At 40.9% G+C, this 18,613-nt stretch carries 26 protein-coding genes; 23 read left to right on the top strand and 3 right to left on the bottom strand.

Annotated elements, in window-relative coordinates; translation table 11 throughout:
• Positions 1–124: 124 nt before the first annotated feature.
• Positions 125–1,366: an RES domain-containing protein gene (locus tag FGT79_RS11530; RefSeq protein WP_138752790.1), complete on the bottom strand. Its 1,242-nt coding sequence runs from the start codon at positions 1,364–1,366 to the stop codon at positions 125–127.
• 321 nt (positions 1,367–1,687) lie between these two features.
• Here FGT79_RS11530 and FGT79_RS11525 point away from each other — a divergent pair, with 321 nt between their 5' ends.
• The gene (locus tag FGT79_RS11525) at positions 1,688–2,506 is read left to right on the top strand and encodes a hypothetical protein (RefSeq protein WP_138752789.1); all 819 of its coding nucleotides are present in this window, start codon (positions 1,688–1,690) and stop codon (positions 2,504–2,506) included.
• Between the two features lie 179 nt (positions 2,507–2,685).
• Here FGT79_RS11525 and FGT79_RS11520 read toward each other — a convergent pair whose 3' ends face one another.
• Positions 2,686–3,153, bottom strand: a complete 468-nt coding sequence (locus tag FGT79_RS11520) for a helix-turn-helix domain-containing protein (protein ID WP_138752788.1) — start codon at positions 3,151–3,153, stop codon at positions 2,686–2,688.
• 89 nt (positions 3,154–3,242) lie between these two features.
• Here FGT79_RS11520 and FGT79_RS11515 point away from each other — a divergent pair, with 89 nt between their 5' ends.
• The 4 genes from FGT79_RS11515 to FGT79_RS11500 all read left to right on the top strand — a co-directional run bounded on the left by FGT79_RS11515 (position 3,243) and on the right by FGT79_RS11500 (position 5,456).
• Entirely contained in the window at positions 3,243–3,461 is a 219-nt protein-coding gene (locus FGT79_RS11515) for a helix-turn-helix domain-containing protein (protein WP_138752787.1), read from the top strand.
• Positions 3,462–3,516: 55 nt separating this feature from the next.
• Positions 3,517–4,344 carry a phage antirepressor KilAC domain-containing protein gene (locus FGT79_RS11510; protein WP_138752786.1) on the top strand — a complete coding sequence of 276 codons (828 nt, stop codon included), beginning with the start codon at positions 3,517–3,519 and terminating at the stop codon, positions 4,342–4,344.
• A gap of 12 nt (positions 4,345–4,356) precedes the next feature.
• A complete protein-coding gene (locus FGT79_RS11505) occupies positions 4,357–5,001 on the top strand; it encodes a hypothetical protein (RefSeq protein WP_138752785.1) in 645 nt (214 codons plus the stop codon).
• Between the two features lie 164 nt (positions 5,002–5,165).
• Positions 5,166–5,456: a hypothetical protein gene (locus tag FGT79_RS11500; protein ID WP_138752784.1), complete on the top strand. Its 291-nt coding sequence runs from the start codon at positions 5,166–5,168 to the stop codon at positions 5,454–5,456.
• A gap of 195 nt (positions 5,457–5,651) precedes the next feature.
• Here the strand turns inward: FGT79_RS11500 and FGT79_RS11495 are convergent, their stop codons facing one another.
• Positions 5,652–6,101 (bottom strand): helix-turn-helix domain-containing protein, encoded by a 450-nt coding sequence (locus tag FGT79_RS11495; RefSeq protein ID WP_138752783.1) that lies wholly within the window; start codon positions 6,099–6,101, stop codon positions 5,652–5,654.
• 158 nt (positions 6,102–6,259) lie between these two features.
• Here FGT79_RS11495 and FGT79_RS11490 point away from each other — a divergent pair, with 158 nt between their 5' ends.
• The 18 genes from FGT79_RS11490 (at position 6,260) to FGT79_RS11410 (ending at position 18,598) form a co-directional block, all read left to right on the top strand.
• The gene (locus FGT79_RS11490) at positions 6,260–6,490 is read left to right on the top strand and encodes a helix-turn-helix transcriptional regulator (protein ID WP_171056178.1); all 231 of its coding nucleotides are present in this window, start codon (positions 6,260–6,262) and stop codon (positions 6,488–6,490) included.
• Positions 6,491–6,732: 242 nt separating this feature from the next.
• A complete protein-coding gene (locus FGT79_RS11485) occupies positions 6,733–7,062 on the top strand; it encodes a hypothetical protein (RefSeq protein WP_138752781.1) in 330 nt (109 codons plus the stop codon).
• Between the two features lie 11 nt (positions 7,063–7,073).
• Positions 7,074–7,889: a hypothetical protein gene (locus tag FGT79_RS11480; protein ID WP_138752780.1), complete on the top strand. Its 816-nt coding sequence runs from the start codon at positions 7,074–7,076 to the stop codon at positions 7,887–7,889.
• Complete coding sequence (locus FGT79_RS11475) at positions 7,886–9,169, top strand: DnaB-like helicase C-terminal domain-containing protein (protein WP_138752779.1); 1,284 nt, start codon at positions 7,886–7,888, stop codon at positions 9,167–9,169. The genes FGT79_RS11480 and FGT79_RS11475 overlap by 4 nt, the downstream gene beginning before the upstream one ends.
• A 1-nt stretch (position 9,170) precedes the next feature.
• The gene (locus tag FGT79_RS11470; protein ID WP_138752778.1) at positions 9,171–9,593 is read left to right on the top strand and encodes a hypothetical protein; all 423 of its coding nucleotides are present in this window, start codon (positions 9,171–9,173) and stop codon (positions 9,591–9,593) included.
• Between the two features lie 313 nt (positions 9,594–9,906).
• Complete coding sequence (locus FGT79_RS11465; protein WP_138752777.1) at positions 9,907–10,935, top strand: hypothetical protein; 1,029 nt, start codon at positions 9,907–9,909, stop codon at positions 10,933–10,935.
• The gene (locus FGT79_RS11460) at positions 10,935–11,144 is read left to right on the top strand and encodes a hypothetical protein (protein ID WP_138752776.1); all 210 of its coding nucleotides are present in this window, start codon (positions 10,935–10,937) and stop codon (positions 11,142–11,144) included. The genes FGT79_RS11465 and FGT79_RS11460 overlap by 1 nt, the downstream gene beginning before the upstream one ends.
• A 65-nt stretch (positions 11,145–11,209) precedes the next feature.
• The gene (locus tag FGT79_RS11455; protein WP_138752775.1) at positions 11,210–11,599 is read left to right on the top strand and encodes a hypothetical protein; all 390 of its coding nucleotides are present in this window, start codon (positions 11,210–11,212) and stop codon (positions 11,597–11,599) included.
• Between the two features lie 145 nt (positions 11,600–11,744).
• Entirely contained in the window at positions 11,745–12,224 is a 480-nt protein-coding gene (locus tag FGT79_RS31845; RefSeq protein WP_246096270.1) for a hypothetical protein, read from the top strand.
• Positions 12,225–12,340: 116 nt separating this feature from the next.
• Positions 12,341–12,607 (top strand): hypothetical protein, encoded by a 267-nt coding sequence (locus tag FGT79_RS11445; RefSeq protein WP_212758540.1) that lies wholly within the window; start codon positions 12,341–12,343, stop codon positions 12,605–12,607.
• Between the two features lie 254 nt (positions 12,608–12,861).
• Positions 12,862–13,017: a hypothetical protein gene (locus FGT79_RS31095; RefSeq protein WP_171056177.1), complete on the top strand. Its 156-nt coding sequence runs from the start codon at positions 12,862–12,864 to the stop codon at positions 13,015–13,017.
• 90 nt (positions 13,018–13,107) lie between these two features.
• Positions 13,108–13,785, top strand: coding sequence for a hypothetical protein (locus FGT79_RS11440; protein WP_138752774.1), 678 nt, complete (start codon positions 13,108–13,110; stop codon positions 13,783–13,785).
• Positions 13,782–14,126 carry a hypothetical protein gene (locus FGT79_RS11435; RefSeq protein ID WP_138752773.1) on the top strand — a complete coding sequence of 115 codons (345 nt, stop codon included), beginning with the start codon at positions 13,782–13,784 and terminating at the stop codon, positions 14,124–14,126. Before FGT79_RS11440 ends, FGT79_RS11435 begins: the two co-directional genes overlap by 4 nt.
• Before the next feature lie 4 nt (positions 14,127–14,130).
• Entirely contained in the window at positions 14,131–14,523 is a 393-nt protein-coding gene (locus FGT79_RS11430; RefSeq protein WP_138752772.1) for a terminase small subunit, read from the top strand.
• Positions 14,524–14,527: 4 nt separating this feature from the next.
• Positions 14,528–15,979 carry a terminase large subunit domain-containing protein gene (locus tag FGT79_RS11425; RefSeq protein ID WP_138752771.1) on the top strand — a complete coding sequence of 484 codons (1,452 nt, stop codon included), beginning with the start codon at positions 14,528–14,530 and terminating at the stop codon, positions 15,977–15,979.
• Positions 15,980–15,983: 4 nt separating this feature from the next.
• On the top strand, positions 15,984–16,214 hold the full coding sequence (locus tag FGT79_RS31625) for a hypothetical protein (protein ID WP_138752770.1): 231 nt from the start codon (positions 15,984–15,986) through the stop codon (positions 16,212–16,214).
• 9 nt (positions 16,215–16,223) lie between these two features.
• On the top strand, positions 16,224–16,442 hold the full coding sequence (locus FGT79_RS11415; protein WP_138752769.1) for a hypothetical protein: 219 nt from the start codon (positions 16,224–16,226) through the stop codon (positions 16,440–16,442).
• An 11-nt stretch (positions 16,443–16,453) separates the two neighbouring features.
• Positions 16,454–18,598, top strand: a complete 2,145-nt coding sequence (locus FGT79_RS11410) for a portal protein (RefSeq protein WP_138752768.1) — start codon at positions 16,454–16,456, stop codon at positions 18,596–18,598.
• Positions 18,599–18,613: the final 15 nt, after the last annotated feature.

The following is an 18,613-nucleotide window of genomic DNA, read 5'->3' as shown; positions in this document are numbered from 1 at the left end:
GATACTTAAGACTCTTTGTTCTAAATAAAAGCAGCGATCGCCGTGAAAGATAAGGCTTAGACCGCTGCTGGTATATTGAGTTAATATCTTTAGTTTTTGTAGATTTAAGTTCGATAAATGAATTTTAAAATTCCGTGTTCTGTGTAATCTTTTTTAGTCGATAGGATATTTCAGGATCATATGTGACAATGGGATTAACTGTTGGTAGATGCTTTTGTTCCATATTAAACAGTGCATAATTAGTATAGGTACCAGCTGACAGATGGACACCATTATACTGCACACCATCATAACCTATGTAACTGCAACAGATTCCAATAAAGTTGGGTAGTAAATAGGCTTTCTTTAATGGTTTCGATTCTTCGTTCACTTCATTAAAGAAACCGGTGAACTCTTTGTTAAAAACTCCAATATCAAATAGTTTTAAGTCTTTCTGGAGTTCAAATTCAGCTATATCTAGTAGATCATCTGAAGCTGGATGCACCTCAAACGGCAGTCCGTCTAATTTATTTGTAACATATAACACAGGAACACCAATGGTATTAAATCGGCCGTGTTGTGGAAGGCCAGGTGGTGGGGACCACATTCCATCGACGCTATAAGGTTTTTGACTATCTTTTTTTCTGGTCCGGCCTCTAAATAATATAGATGATGCACATAGAGGGACATATTTATTTTGATCAAAGTGAATCCGCAATGCTTCGAGAATCTTCTTGCCAGTTTCATGTTCCGTTCCTAACATTGGATAGTGGATCAGGTGATCACGAAAATCGATAAAGTCATCCGTTGAAAGATCAATACCGTATTGTTCCGTGAACTCTAAGAATTCAGGAATATCAAATCCCCAGAAATCAGCTATACTGCTTTGAGTGAATATGTCATCTTCTGGTTCAAAAATTCCTCCGTCTGGATTATGTTTATGGCTGTATCTATCTCGTCCATATCCACAACGACACACAATTAATTTAGCAAACAAATCAACTAACTCAAACGGAACTCCATTTTCCTGAAGGTGATATGAAACACTTGTTCCAGTTGTTATAGACTCATCCATCCTTGATGTTCGATCAAAAGGATCGTTATTGTAAGCATTAACCATTGCCGATCGTCTGTCGCCTTCACAATGTTGACATCCTCCGATATCCTCAGAAAGCGTGTCACCCATATTTTCTAGGACATGTTCAGGTACTAGATAGCTTTCTGCCTCCTGAAGAATTTCAGAATTGCAAATATCACAATCCACTGAATCATCATGCACCATATCCATGCCTAATGCTTCCAACGGAAATTTTATATCATTGGCAGCCTCCTTCAGATAGTCATAACATTCAGGACAAAAAATCTTATTCTCAGGATTAAAGTTCATATAACAGCACCACCCGTTTCAAAAATAGTCAAACAGTAATAACCATGGGAGCTAAGGGTTTATTTAGAAAGCAACTCGTAATTATACAATTCGTAATCCATATCTGGCTAAAAAAAGCACAACACTAGGCTATGCTTTAGCTAATATGTTATGAGTAACTTTTATTAAGTACTATTTTCTAGAAAATAGTATATTGAATCACTTCTTGATATTAGCATAATTGGAAGTGTAGAATATTCAATAACATTCATTCTAGCGATGATTCTATAAAAAAAATACTTAACAAAATATCGAGCATACGATGATGGAGGTACAATATTAATGAAAACAGATGAAGACTTGATTGAAAGAGTAAAGAAAGAAATTAACAAAACGGGATTTCCTTTAGAAATACGGATTGGAAATCTACTTATCAATAGAGATTATTACGTGACTCATAGTAAATTTTATGTTGATGAAGAAGAAGGGAAATCTAGGGAAATTGACATTCGAGCAATTAAAAACTATACATTTCTAGATGAAGATAAAAAGGTGTTTGTACGAAATTCTATTCATATTGAATGTAAGAAAAGTGATAATAAACCGTGGGTATTCATGTCTTCAGATAAAACAGGAAGCGATCCAGGGTTAGATGACATTTTTGTATTTTCACGCAAGAGAAGTGTAATACCTCTTAGTATTATAGATAAATTACAAGGTGTGCACCCTTTTTCAAAGAAAAGTAATGTAGCCAGAGGATATTTTGAAGCTTTTAAAGGTAATGAAACGGGTGAGATGATATTTAAAGCGATTACCTCTTCTGTAAAGTCAAGTTTGTATAATAGAGGAATTGATGAACAATACTCTAATGATATAGAAGACATAAATTTTTATTATCCGTTGATTGTTTTTGAAGGAAATATGTTTGAAGCTACTATTATTAATGATGATATTAATGTTACAGAAGTGGATTCAGTTTTTATATCATTCCTATATGAATCCAAATTTTATGAGAGGTCCAATTTCATAATTCCGGTATTAACACCAAAAGCGTTACCTGGTTTTTTGGAAGAACTAGAGTTAAGTTTGATGCGTATCGGGGATGAAATACAAAGTAAGTATGACATGATAAAATTATTATATGAGAATTCAGAGGATTAATATTTGATGATATTAAAATAAATTATTTCTATTTATTGGGGATGCCCTCGTGGATCGCGAGGGCATCTTAAGACGTTTATGCAATCGGATAACGGGCATGTAGAAGATATAATTCTAGAAAAAGACACCTAGCGATTAGGTGTCTTTTTCATTTTATGACTTATAGTCGGTAAGTCAGATTACAATGGTTCAGTTCTAACTGTTATTACATCTTCTTTGTTTCTCGATGGGTTTTCAATTATTTCTACTTTTTTCAGTGACTCTTCACTAATAAATGGTATATCTTTTGCGTAATCTAAAAACTTCAGATAGAAATGATGATGAAGTTCTCGTAATTCCTTTTTCTTTTTAAAAAGTTCTGGAGTCTCCCAGTCAGGGTTGAAAGATTCGAAAACTGATTGATAAATTTCATAGTTGTAAAATAATATCCTAGCTTCTCTATCGTAATTTGTTAACCCTATTAAAAAATCTGAATTTTCATTGACTATCCTTGATAGTTTAACAAGTGTTTCTAAGTTCGGTTCTCGTTGTCCATTCTCTATTTTGCCGTATCCCGCTGCAGACATTCCGATCATGTCAGCAATTTCTTTTTGAGTCATTCCCTTCTTTTCCCGTATCCATTTTAAACGTGCAGAAAAAAGTTCCAAAATATGTGCCTCCACTCATTGACTTATAAACAAAATGGTTATATATTTAATCCGTGATAAACAAAACGGATACAAAAGGTGGTGTTAATATGTCATATCCAAAAACTAGCATTGAAAAACATCGACGAACTAAATACTTGAATCAAGCAGATGTTTCATCTGAACTTGGTATGTCTGTAGTTAATTATTCTAAAATAGAGCGTGGTCAACGAAGGTTAACAGTTGATGTTGCTCTGAAGCTTGTTAAAATATTTGAATTGAACTCAATCGAAGAACTGATTGAAAAGGAAACATTAGAAGTAGTTTAAATCCATTATGGCTATTTTATACTGCGTTGAGCAGTAAAACAAGGAGGAAAGGTAAATGAATAAGTTGATAATGTTTGAAGGCCATGAAGTTTTGGTATTGAGGAATGATGATGTGTCAATATCATTCAAGGGAGACTTCATTATTAGCGCGAAAGATGTAGCTGCAATTTTGGAATATCAAGGTGCATCAGCAACAAATGAAGTTTTGAAGTTTTGCAAGGAAGAACACATTTATAAATTGAGCAATTCAGACATGGTGAATCGCCATGTTAGAAAACTACACAATACTGGTGAGAAGTTTATATCCAATTTTTCACTCAATCGTGTACTCGGTCAATCTGGACAGCCAAAGGCAATGACATTTCAAGATTGGCTTTACGAAGACATGCTTCCAACCGTTCAGAAACAAGGAAGTGAACGAATTCCTTCATACATGCTAGAAGATCCTGAGGATAGAGCTAAGAGATGGATTGAAGAACATAGGCAACGTAAGGAACTGGAGAATCAAAAAATCCTTTTAGAAAATAAAATCATCAAGCATATGCCTAAAATTGCTTATCTCGATACGATTCTTCAATCCAAAGGAACTGTTACTACTACTCAAATTGCTAAAGACTATGGACTAAGCGGTGCTGAACTCAACAAAATACTTCATGACCTAGTTATTCAATATCTAGTGAATAAGCAGTGGGTTCTTTACAGCAAGCATGCGAATAAGGGATATACGCAATCATATTCATTCGATATTACACACAGAGATGGTACGCCTGACGTGAAGATGAATACTCGATGGACGCAACGTGGACGCATCTTTATACATGAGCAGATAACAACACTAGGGATTAAAGCAAACATCGAAAAAGAATATGGGGATGCCAAATAAGGGGGAAACAATGTGTTTAAGGTCATCGAGAGCATTCCAAAAATTAAACCTGATATATACCGTCTTTATTTGAATGCTTATATCCGCTGCGTGGATCGCATCATTGAATCGGACGTACGGTTTGATGAGGTGGAGCTTATTGAAAGGCAGCGCCTCGTATTTTATGGGGTGAACATGATAAATCGCCAATCTCAGGAAGGTATGAGTTGCGACGATCTAGATCTTCGATTCCGAACTATGGACTTCATTCAAGCGGCGTTTTCGTCACTTACACCCAATGAATTTGAAACTATTTTTCCGATAGATAAAGAGTTTGATGGTAATCGATATGAGAGGAAGGATTACTTCTACACAAAGAAAATGATAGAAAGCAGAGGATCAGACCAGAAAATTGGGCATACTGTTGAAGAGTTTCTCTGGGACTATCAGAATGTTACAGTAACTATGTTCGTTGTACATTTAATGTCAACAGTAAGTGAATTAAGGAGACGCCAGGGGCAGAAGGGGATAATGGAAGAGTTTTGTGAAGAAAATGGAATAGATACGTACTCTATGTATAAAAACGAGAATGGGAAACAATACTTACAAAATAATACTACTGGAGAAGTTGCTGCAGTGAAGAAGCCAAAACCAAGATATTTGAACGTAGTAAAATAAAAAATCGCCTTCATAAGAAGACGACCATTCACCTATTCACCGTCCAAAGTATATAGGTGACAAAAAAACAAACCGGGCAGCGCCCATCTGAGTAATTATACACTAATATATTCTACATAAGTCAACCCACAGATGGCGTTGCCCTCAAAATGGAGGGTAATATTATGATCACAGTAAACAACGAGTCTTATCCGATCGAAGGCAGCTTATACGTTCCAGGAATGGAAGATACAACCGTGCTGGTAGATGATAGAGTAGAGACAACTAAAGCAGGAGAAACAGACACGGTAATAAGTGAATGGATATCACTTTTAAGTAATGAACAAATCGAAGCATTGGAAACCATGCTATCAAAGAGTGAACGTAGCCCAAAACGGTCGATAAATGAATTCCTTACTTTAATAGCGAATATAATTGATGATGAAATGCTTAAAGACCCTAGTTTTACTCTTTAATTATTCTTGAATGGGGGAGATTTAGATGAAGGAAGATCACTCTTCGTTATACTGGAGGGTAATGGATATTTGCATCGATATTGAAGAAGGCGTTAAAGGCCATGCAGCCGCTACAACAGAGATCTTTGATCTAATGAATGGTAGACATCGAAAACACTCTAAACACCCCAAAGAGACCGCCTAGGCGGTCTTATTTTATTGCAGCCACAATTTAATCATATCGTTAATTCTACGTATTTCATCTGCATCTAATGGCCTTCCGTGGAAATAAACAGAAGGTTCTCTCTCCAGAATCAAACCGATATCCGCTCTTTCTCGCTCGTTTTGTTCTCTTAAAATAATAGATATATGTTGGGAAGTTTCTTCGTCTGTCAAGGTACGAGTATGTCCTTCAGCGTCTATAAACATTTGACCATTCAAGTATCCAGCTCTAAATAATAAATCTTCATACATGTGATTATAAGCTTCAGATAACTTCTTTAGTGTTTCTGGAGTGGGGTTGATCGGTGAGTTAGATCCCGGTCGCTTCCCTTCTTCCAGATACCTGATGTATGAATGACTTAAGCCACTTTTCTCAGCTGCTTCCCGAAATGATAATTTTAGTTGAGTCCTTAATTTTTTTAAATACTCGCCTATTGGTTCCATAGTAGTCTCCTATTCTATTAACCGTGCTGTTAAACATGTTAACCACATTGTAAAACAAATATTCATTCAGCACTGTGCAACATGTTGACGAAAGTGTAAAACGAGTTTATTATTAATAATGTAAAACGTATAGCACGAAAGGGCTGGTGATGTTAAATATGAAAAACACTCTGAACTTGCTCTTGGAAAGTAAAGGTATCAACAAGAGCGATTTTGCGCGTGAAATTGGTGTTACACGGCAAACGGTTATCAGGATTTCTAACGGCAGTCCTCCTTCTTTAGAAATCGGTCTTAAGATTGCAAATTATTTTCAAAAAGATGTAAGGGATATTTTTTTTATTTCAAGTGTAAAACAAAGTGCACGAAAAACAAAGAAGGAACTAGCATAAGGGGGAGTCACACGTGAGGCCTATTGGACATGACGGCAAGGAAATGTCTGAGCAAGCATGGAGGCGAGTGCACATGGTAATTGCACGGATCGAAGAAAGATACAACGCTCGTCTAGCAAATGAACAAAAGCAAAATAGTGCCTGATCTCGTTAGGTATGTTGGGGAAAGTCATTCTTGAAATTATTATACGTAATCCTAGCAAGTTTCTTACGAGAGTGATATGAGAGGATGCTGCATTAATATGGCCAAAAAGTTAAAAAGAGAACGTGGGTATTATCGAGAGTTGAAAAATGAAATGAAGGCAGCCTATCAACGATCATTAAAGAAACCGAAGATTATTGAATTTTGGTTGAAGCATTCGTCTGATTTATTGAAAGATGTTCACTTTTATGTGAATTGGAATGACAACACTCAAGTGCTTGAAGCATGGGACTATATATCAAAAGTTAAAGACGGTGATTTTGAAGAAAACGTCAGTATCAGAATCCTGGACGCTCCAACAACTCGAGCGCAAAAAGCAATTTTAAAATCACACATGCATGGGATTCCTCATCTAATTGAACTAAGTTAGGCGGTGGTATCGTGCCGGGATATATTAGCTTACATCGGGATATTCAAAAGCATTGGTTGTACCAAGAAGACAGGGTTTTTAGTAAGTATGAAGCATGGATTGATATCCTTATGCGTGTCAATCATTCGGAGGGAAAGGTAACGCATAATGGTTCACTTGAGACCGTTCAAAGAGGGTCAACAATATGGTCAATGGGCGATATGGAACGTCATTGGAAGTGGTCAAATCGTAAAGTTAAGCGGTTCTTAGATTGTCTCGTAAGTGACCAAATGTTGGCTTATAAAAGCACCACCAAAAAAACGTACTTATCCGTTATAAATTATGATGTTTATCAACTTACAGAAGGTGCAAAAGCACCACCAATGCACCAACAAAGCATAACAGAAGCATTTCAAAAGCATACAAACAATAATGATAATAATAAAGAAGAACTAAAACATATAGTCGATTCTAACGAATGCGACAGTAGTTTTGAAACATTTTGGGGAGTGTATCCCAAGAAAGATGGCAAAGCTCCTTGCCTGAAAAAGTGGCAGACGTACTGGAAAGCAAAGAAGATTAATCCTGAGGAAGTTATGGCTGGTTTCCAAAGGTACAAGTCATTCGTCGAACATGAAAGAAATGTTCGCAAGTTTGATAGAGCATGGCTATCTCCGTTAACCTTCTTGAACCAACGTCAGTGGGAAAGCGAATGGGAGATTTCAAATGTCGCCATATTTAAACTAAAAGAAGGCGATGCCCCAGTTAGGAAGTATGAGGAAGTTATTGCAGAAGAAAACAAGCGTAGCGAACAACTGGTAGAGGAAATGAGGAGGGACATGTTTTGAGACAAAACGAACTAGCAGCAATCGGCAAGGCGATGCTCGATCGCACTTTCCTAGAATTGTTCCTTTCAGAGTTTGGAGACGATCATTTTTCCATACCTGAAACGCGGTCCATGTTCCAAGCGATGGCGAAGATATACGAGAACGGTAAATTCCCGGATGCTTCTGAAATGCGCAGGCAGTACCCAAACGCAACGAACTGGATTCAAGATGCTGTTATAGCCGGAGCAAAGACGAACAGTATTGAGCGTGACATGGATGCATTGGTGAAAACGAAGAATAGATCATTATTCAAGCGAATGGCTGAGGGGCTAATAGATCTTATAAACGATCCTACCTTTGAACCGAAGGCCGCTGAAGAAATCGTAAACATGTATTTGCCCGAAAAATACGGAATTGTCGGTGGAAAGCATATGGTCGAGATAGCGGAGGCAGTACAGACCGCATCAGACGCGCTAGAAGAACGCATGAAGACACCCGGTAAGGTAAATGGTGTATCGCTTAGCTATAAAGCGGTCAATGGCGCTATACAGGGTTTCCCGGGCTTAGACGAGGCGTTACATGGATTGCGACCTGGAGATTTTATCATGTTCGCTGCAAAGAGTGGTCATGGTAAAACGGCGATGGCGATGAATTTAACTCGGATCATGGCACACCACAACAAGAAGCGAGTCTATTATCTTAACACAGAGATGGACTTAACACAGATGGTTAACCGCTGGGCAAGCATGGCGACATTAATCCCTTACTCAAGCATCGAGCGCGGTGATATTAGTCTAAGTGATAAAGAACGGTTTGATAAGTGGGCTGCAGACTTCTCTATGAGTCCGCTATTGGTATCACAAATATCCAACCTAACGCCGGACTCAGTAAAGGCGCTAACTAAGATCGCGCAGCGCAAATACGGTCAAATTGATTGTATTATCGTGGATTACGTAGGGCGGATGGAGGTTGAAAGTACAAAGAACATGCAAGAATATCAAATCATGAGCTATTTAGCCAAGAAATTAAAGACATTTGCGCAGGATTTTGGTGTGCCGGTAATTGCTTTAGCACAGCTTAATGACGAAGGAAAGCTAGAAGGCGCAAAGAAAATGCGTAACGAGTGTGATGGTCTATTCTTCTTAGAGCCAAAGGTTGAAGAGGTCGAGGTGGACGGAAAGAAAGTTAAGAAACATAGCGATATAGATTACTTTATGGTGAAAGAAAAGGTTCGTCGTGGTAGTCCAGGAATAGTAAGATTGGAGTTTGAAAAACGATTTCAGTTCATTCGGGAGGTGTAGCGTGTACGAGCAAATCGATCTGTACAGTTTAGACTCACCACCGATTACGGACCCGAAAACACACGAAGAATACTTAGGTATACTGCAGAAAGAAGAAGAGGATCGAAGGTGTGAGACGGTAAGATTCTTAAAAGAACGATATTTAGCGATGGTGGATTCTCAATATGATCACAGGGCAATTAATATATTCGGCCATTTACGGAATAGGGCTCTGGATACATTGGAAGAAATACAAGGATCAATGATCGAACTAGCCCATTTCATGAAAAACAGAGACTATTACATCACGATAGAGAGAATTGAACATGGCGAGAAATTGATGAGTGATGAATTAGATAAAGCCAGACGTGACTACTTTGCCAAGATATTAAATGAATTGTATTCACAGTTAAATAAATTAATGCCAAAGGATGAAGCGGCATGAATAATGGTGTCAGAATATTAAGACTAATTGAAATGGCAGATAGAGAGCAGGATCGATATAAACGACGATTAATGATGCTAGAAGTGAGATCATTTGAGAAAAGATTACGTGATTTAGGTCATAATAGTTGCTTGTAGCGGGTTAATCTTAGAATGTGAAAGTGTTCGATATGACATGTTATTATGTATTTTAATACCTAAATGAATAATTTGATTTATTACTTATATTATAAGGAATATTGTGTGTATTTGCTACTCATTAACATGTCATAGTGATATAATTATAAGAGATGAAAAATTGTGGGAGGTCTCAAATGAGCCAATTAGAACAGGAAATTAAGGCGTTGGAAGAGCAGGAAACCATCTACACAAACGAGATTGAAAGAATCGCTCAATCTGACCCATTTGACTCATACCAACACAGTGCGTTAAAGGGTGAGTTGGACACGGTGCAGGATAAGTTAGCTGCGTTGAGATCGGAGCAGTCTGCAGAAACTAAAGTAGAGGTTGAGTCCTTTGAAAAACTCACAATGCCAGGAACAACGGACGAGATCCCTCTTGCATATTTACTTAGCACAGACCTCATTCCGTTAGAAGAGAAAATGACGATCATCACAGCGGCGCTGCAGAACAAATTGGCTAATGCTGCAAGCGTTAAGGCGAGTTTGGAACGGCAGATTGATTCAATGCAGGACCGTTTGGACGATTCGGAAGCAGAGAACAAACTGCTATACCAAGGCAAGAAAGAACTGGAATTGGTGGTCAACGACCTCGAAACCAAGTTACATAATGCCAGCAAGCAGATTGAAGAATATAAAGCGGCAGACGATCACAAGGAATCGGAGATCACTAAGCTACGGGAGCAGCTCAGTAAAAATGCTCAGCCGGTAGATGCGAAAATTGAATCAAACGAGAGTGTACAAGAAGCGCTGGCGAAGCGTCCGGCTATTTATAACGTTCGGTGGGAGCCAGTAGTAGGGCCACAAACTCATAAGCTCGCTAACCTCGCGGAAACGGATGAAGAAATCCGCTACCACTACTTCAACGAAGGCATTTACCGGATTCTGGACAAAGAAGAGTTGTTGCAGTTTCGCAAAGAAAAGGAAGATAGAGACCATCAAGCAGCTCTTGAAGCCGAACGTTTGGATCAAGAAGCTCTGGCAAATACCCCATTGGTGAATCCACCCCTATTCATTCCCAGTGGCGAAGGGACAGAACACGGACTGGCTGAAGGAAACACTGGTGTGGAAGGTGCAGGAGAAGCGGTTACGAGAGCAGAACACGAAGCACTCGCCGCACGAGTCGCATTCCTTGAACAGCAGTCGCAAAGGAGTGTAGCTTAGTGCTTAAGTCGGAAGTTGAAGTCGGAGTTGAAAACGTAAAAATAACTTTGAAGAAAAAGCTGGATTTTTACGTTGGAAAAGTCTACGAAACTGAAGATAGCGAAGGAACTAAGGTGCTAGGTGTAGTCACTGAGATAACAATGGTGAAGATTGAAAACGGAATGTTAACACTGGATGCTAAGGTACAACCGCTTCACATAATCGAGTAATTTAATCATACAGAGCGTCTCTACGGGGACGCTCAACAAATAAACTAATCAAGGGGCTGATTAGGATGCAGAGCTTATTCAACGAGCTAATTGCAGAACTAGAGATTTTAAGGGGCAGAGAAGACGATTTAGTCAAACAAGCGGAGATAGCTCAGAAACATTGCTACAACAGCCGTGTGGACCGCAACACGTATCTGCCACTAGATGTGGCACTATACAATTACGACGAGGCTATGGCGAAGTTGGAAGCTGTGAGAGCGTATATTGACGAGAAGATGGAGCTGTTCCGCAAAATCGAGATTTTATTGGAGAACGCGAATGAGCTTCCGGCAAGAGTTGCGTATATGAGAGACATTGAACGCCTTCCGCTTACGGAGATCGCCAAGCGCACTAATTACGCATACGGGTATATCAGGCTTGTAAGTGCGAAAGCGCCACGGCTGAAACTAGCATAACTAACATTATTATAACAATATTGTCATTTCAACCGTGGTATAATAGTAATGTGGACACCACGCCGTTACGGGTAAAGCGTACGGTTACTCGCCCCGACGGCGTGGGTCTGATTAGCATTATATTGACGAAGAGGATGATACGAAGATGACAGAAAAGGATCTAGGAATCACAGATGTTCGTGGAGCTAAAGCAAACATTTCTGACTTGCAAGTATACGGAGACGGTGACACGTTTACGCTATTATGTAAGGCATCTTCTCAATCGCAAGGTTGGATGAAGTCGACGAAGGTAGCGAATGTTGATGGCGGATGCATCGTACAAGTCACAACGCAGCAAAAGAATCCAGATGGAAGCTACGCTGTTGCTGAAGCTGTAACATACGTACCAGGAATGAATATCGACAAAGATTCCGAACCGCGTCAATTAGTGCCATTTAAACGTTTTAATTTGCTCACTGAAGAATGTGTGCCAGCACAGGATGCCGCTAGACATGACGATTATGAAAAGAATTACAACCGCCGCGAATACCTAGCTGTACTGATCGAGCTACAAAAGAACGGCCACAACGTACACGATGAAATTAATGAGTCGTTGAAAACGTTGAAGGAATCATACGGAATTTAATTGGTGACAAGCGCCCCTTGCGCTTCACATATCCTTTTCAGAGAACGAACAATCCAGCGCGACAGGAGAGCCGATAAGGCTCTTTTTTCGTTATAGGATAACTTAGGAGGAATAAAATGATTCCAACAGTAGGAAGAGTAGTGTATTACAAAAGCAGAGGTAGCAAGGATGGCGCATATGAACCAGTGGATCGCGCTGCAATCATTACGATTGTAAATAGTCCGACAGATGTGGGATTGTGTGTGCTCAATCCTGAGGGACTATACTTCCAACCAACCGTTAATCAAGGAACTGAACCCGGTCAATGGGACTGGATGCCATTCCAAAAAGGTCAGGCGGCAAAGACGGAAGAGTTGGAAAGAAAGTTGGATGAAAAATCGTAAGGAGGGCCTAGCGGCTCTCTTTTTGTTTGGGGAGATGAAACAATGAAACAAACACTCCATAAATGTGGAACGCCATTAAAGGTAGGATACGAATGGAATTCACACTATTACTATTGCCCCAAATGCAGGGAAGAAGTCAGCGAAAAAGAGTATCGAGGATAGTGTGACTGACCTAGACGCCATATCCATATATGCAATAGGGAACTGGTTATTATGGCAATATGCGATGTATGCGTTCTTTGGAGGGGATGACGATGGAGAAGACGATCACCATAAAGATGAGCCAGATTGACGGAACAATCGAGTATGAGCATGATGGTGGGCCGACATACGCTGAGACATTAGGGATGCTAGAGTACGTTAAGTTGATCCTAGCAAAAGAGTGGATGGATGAAGTGGAGGGGCGATGATTAAACTCATATGTTTGATATATGCGGTCATTGTCATGGGTACGTTGATGTTTTTTAGAGGGGCTAGAGGCGAATAAGGATGGTGATGAGATGGAAAAAGGATTTATCGAAATCACCCAGAGAGACAACACAAAGAGGTATATCAAAGTATCGGACATTGATTGGTTTAACGAGCTCAACGGATATGTGACTATATGCATGACAAATAAGCAACTATATCACCTGCAGGATGGATTAACGGCGGAACAGTTTAACGATATGGTGAAAGAGACACAGACTCTGACGGTAAATGAGTCGGTATCCATCGAGCACGGAGATTTCGAGATTGATGGAGAAGTCATGCTAAAGCAGCCGATCGTTATAGAGCTGCTAAACCAGTTAGAAGATCTTGGTATAACATTAACGTGGCCTAATCCGTTACACATTAACTTAGATAATCCTGCAAGCAGCATTAATATAGGCACGATGCCAGATCAAACAGTGAAAGAGACACAAGTTCCACTTAGTGTCGCACATGCTGTTATAAGCGTCACGACAAGCGCTGTAACAGTATTGGCAGCAGCAACAGCGCGTAAATACCTCTTATTAGTAAATGGGGGGCTATTGCCCATTCTAGTGCGTTTAGGAACAGGGGCAACAACGAGCAACACAATTAAGTTATATGCTGGGCAAAGGTACGAGTTTCCACGAGGGCTGATTTACACAGGAACGATTACGGCGATAATGGTGAGCGGTACCGGTACGCTGCACGCGATGGAGGGAACATGAACTACATTGACGCATTAGTACAGCATCCTAACGCAAAGATCATCACAGGAGAGGCAGTCACTAACGTTTCAGGGATAGCGACATTTTACTTCACAGATGATGGCACTGCTACAGGACAATCGTTGCTGGGTGTGGTGTACAAGGCGTTCGTGAGCAGCTTGAGCAATTCAACGGCGATAAATACACCTAGCGCGGAGTTGAGAGAGATCAATTTAGCAGGCAAGTACGTATCGGCTACGGCGAGGGCATTTACAGGCGTTACAGTGTTGTCCATTAACGTATTGGGCAGCGTAGGGTTTGTGTCTGGAGCGACAATATACTTTTGTGTTATAGGGGAGTGATCGAATGGCTGACTTGAGTCCAAAACAGATGATATTTGTCACTGAGTACCTCAAGAGTAGTAATATGACTCAAGCAGCAATAGCTGCAGGTTACAGTGAAAAAACAGCATATAGTCAAGGTAGTAGGTTGTTGAAAAATGTTGGGATTCAACAATATCTCAACAAAACCGAACAGAATCTCAACAGGGATTTGCGAGAATTGTTCACTGCTGATGCTGTTGAAGCTTATGGAGTATTGAAAGAGATCATGAATGATCCCGGTGTACCACCTAAAGATAGGTTAGTAGCAGCTAGAGATTTACTTGATCGAGCTGGTTATAAACCGACAGATAAAATAGTTGCTGATGTGAACACTGAGGGAACGTTGACCGTTGTGTTTGACGCAGGAATGGAGTGATTGTATGGCAGTCATTCAGATACCATACAAGCCGCAACCAAGGCAATGCAAATACCATCAAGCAAAAGATATCGACGAATTACTGTACGGCGGTGCAGCTGGCGGCGGTAAATCAGAAGCGACGATATGGGATGCGTTGAAATACGCACTCAAATATCCACACAGCAGACAAATCATATTCAGGCGCACATTTCCTGACTTACAGCGTTCAATCATTATGAGGACGTTACAGGTGTACCAGAAGGCGATAGGCAAGTACAATCAATCAAAACATGAATGGGTCTTCGTTAACGGAAGCGTTATTGAATTAGCGTATTGGGACAACGATTCAAACTACATGAATTATCAAGGTGCAGAATATGACGTAATTCGATGGGAAGAGCTCACCCAATTCGAAGAGCGTTGGTACACATACATGCTATCTCGTTTGCGTGGTAGCACTCCTTATCCGCGATCTGTTAAAAGCACTACTAACCCCGGTGGCGTTGGTCACAGTTGGGTAAAGCGGAGATTCGTTGATATAGGACCTCCTGAACAAGTGCATCACATGCAAGAGTATGACGATAACGGAAATGTATTGCATTGGCCGGATGGTATGCCGAGTGCAGGTGAACCAATCATTCGCAGGCGCATATTCATACCAGCCAATGTTTTTGACAATAAAGCACTCATAGACAATGATCCTGGTTATGTTGCTCGGCTCATGTCACTTGCAGATGCTGAGCGAAAGCAATTGTTAGAAGGTGACTGGGATTCGTTTGCGGGACAGTTCTTCTCAAGCTTCTCTCGCGCTGTGAACGTCATTGAACCTTTCGCTATACCGAGGGAGTGGAAACGATACAGGGCAATGGACGAGGGTTATAACGATCCGTTTGTGTGTCTATGGTTTGCGGTAGATCCCAAGACAAATGATGCCATTCTGTACCGCGAGTTATCGCAATCAAAGCTTGTCACTAGCGAGCAAGTTGCAGCAGTTCGTAAGCTGTCACCAGTAGATGAGGAATATGTGTATAGCGTGGCTGATACATCATTCTGGAATAGGTCGAGAGTCGAAAACGTCACTCCTGCTGATATATTTCAGCGGATGGGAATTACATTAAGGCAGGCGAAGAAGGAGCGCGTCAACGGCTGGAAACGAATGAGGGAGTGGTTACATCCCCATGATGCCGTGGACGGAGCAACGGGAAAGACATACAAACATAGCAAGTTGAAGATATTCAACACATGTATCAAAACAATAGAGGCAATTCCATCAATGGTGCACGACGACACTCATCCCGAAGATGTTGCTGCTCATTCGCTGGATCACATACCCGATGCCATTAGGTATTGGTGCATGTCTATGCCTATGCCGTTTCCGTTCAACAAAGAGAAGGAGAATAAAGCCAGCCGCGTTGATAGATTTGATAACGACGATGATGACAAAGGCAACTCAAATTACGGAGGGTTTTGGTAGATAAATGATTTATATAGCTATCACTTACGATGATGTTGGTATGGTGTCAATTAACGCCAGAAACGTGGCGGAATACGCAAGAAGAGAGCAAGTATTTGAAATGGGTGGCAGGATTGAAGTATGGAACAAGGATAAAAGGCAAACAACATTCGAAACTATGGACGAGTTCAGGAAGTCGTTTAGAAGTCAGTCTGGAGATGACGAGGATGACCGGACATCAAAAACGTTTTGGTGAGGTGATAGCATGGATTGGGTATTTGCATCAATAGCTTTTATTGCGATGATATTTGCCTGTTGGGTTATGTGGTCGCAGCAGCGTACAATTGACCGTCTAACGAATAAACTCATGTCGAAGGACTACGGTGAATACAAGCGCCACGAGAAGCAAGTGGAGCGCGAATCAGCACCTAAGAGAAAGCCAATGAGCTACCACGACGATGATAGTGTTGATTTAGAGGATTAGGAGGTGAATGAATGTCAGTCATAGACAAAGCCAAGGAAGCTTTTGCGGGCGTGTTTGGATCATCTGACACAGCAGAGAAGGAGCCTATTAATACACCTGAGCAACAGAAGCTTGTTGATATGTCGTACAACGACTATCAATACTTCAAAAGTGATAGACAGCGTGTGGAACCAATGTGGCGAGAGGAACAACGATTCTACAGTGGAGACCATTGGTATGGCTTGCGTCCTCCAGAGGTCAGTCAGATGCGCCCTAACAGCGTTGATAATATCGCGTGGAGTCAGATCGAGAGTATAACGGCCAAACTTTGCTCATGGATGCCATATCCTGAGTTTGAGCCACCTGAGCCTAACGATGAACAGAAGGCGCAAGAGCTAACTGCATATATGCCGTATGAACTGAAGAGTATTCGGTTCCAACAGAAGCATATACGTGCTATCCGGCGTATGGTCATACATGGTCCACTCATCTACAAGGTTATATATGACCCTACTGTCGAGGGTGGATCAGGTATGTACCGGTTCCTTGGGCAAAATGATATCATCCCTGTTGATCTCGGAACGTTCTTTCCTGATCCGCGCATTAGAGATTTCATTGATTTGCAGAAAGGCGCAGCTCATATTTTCCACTTTCGCAAGCCGATGGAGTACTTTAAACAACGGTTTCCTAAACAAGGCGAAAAGGTTCAGCCTGACATGGATGAGGACGATGTTTATATCTACGATCAAGAGGAATACTCGAAGCGCGGATTCAATTCAGATCGTACACCGGGCGATGGAACAAGCAATATTAAGACAGCTGGGCTGCTTGAGTATTGGTATCGAGGGAAGCCAAAACTGATGACAAAGGAAGACAAGACTTTGTTCGAGGAAATGGCTGCAGATAAGCTGGCAGAAGGTAAAGATCCAGCCGAAGCGTTGGCTAAATCAAAAGGTTCGATGAATGGCATTCATTGCTTATACATCTCTGTAGGCGGCGTGTTCTTGGAGCATAAGTCATACGTATACGACCATGGACAGTATCCGGTAATTGCTCGTACATTGTTCCCGGATGAGGATAATGCATGGGGCAAAGGGTACATGAGAGACATGATGAAACCGCAGATTATGCTTAATAAGTTTGCGGAGCTTGCAGTCGAGACAACGGCTAAGCAGGGTACCGCAGGAATTATGTATGAACCCGATGCGTTGCTTAAACCTGAGAAGTTTAGACAACAACGTGCATCTGCTGGATTCATGATGGAAGTAAATAGACTAGATGGTCTCAAGGAGATGCAAGGTGTCAACGTACCGCAAACGGTATTCAATCTGCTCGAGTACTACAAAGACATGTTGCAGAAGATACCAGGTCAATTTGATTCAGCCAATGGACAAGCGAGCTCTAATGTTAAATCAGGAGAGCAAGCGAAGGCGCTCATATCTGCAGCTAATAACCGTTTGATTGTTGCTACCGAATTGATTGAAGACGCTTTGGATGAGGTTTTCAGGCAGTATATCTACGACATGGCACAGTTTTACACTACAGAGCGAATTGCGAGAGTCACAGGTAAGTCTGTAAAGCTGAGTCGTGAGTCCATGATTGGAACTGTCCAGTCTGAATACGATACAGGTAACAAGATTAAGGATCCAGAAACAGGACAAGAAAAACCAGAGGTGTTGCAAGTGCAAGAGGAATACGTGCCTGAGTTTGATATCACAGTGAAAATAGGCGTTGAAAAGCCTACAGACCGTGAGTATTACATTCAGACTGCATTCAACTTGTTTAATCTGATCAACCCTCTAACTGGTCTGCCAATGATAGATGCTAAGGCTGTGCAGTACACTGTCGAGAATGGGCGTATGGAGCCATTTAGCATCATTGATGAGCGTATGAATACTGAAGCACAAATTAAACAACAAATGGATCAGCAGAACCAGCAGATTGAAACACTCACTCAGCAGCTTGAACAAACGCAGAAACAACTCGGTCAGGTCGATGAAGCGAAGCAACAGACTGATTCCGCTAAGGTGCAGACAGACCAGTTTAAAGCGGAAACTGACCGTATGAAGGCAGAGGGGGATTATATCCTCAATGCAGAGAAGGCGACACAATCACAGAAACAAAGCGAATTCGGAAATGTAATGCAGGTAGCCCAAATGCAGCAAAGCAATCAGTAGCAGGCCGTTCCTAGT

The organism is Paenibacillus sinopodophylli (genome assembly GCF_005930355.1).
In the GTDB taxonomy this organism is placed as follows: Bacteria; Bacillota; Bacilli; order Paenibacillales; family Paenibacillaceae; genus Pristimantibacillus; species Pristimantibacillus sinopodophylli.
The sequence above is the reverse complement of the archived record's forward strand: the minus strand, read 5'-3'. Positions and strand labels throughout refer to the sequence as shown.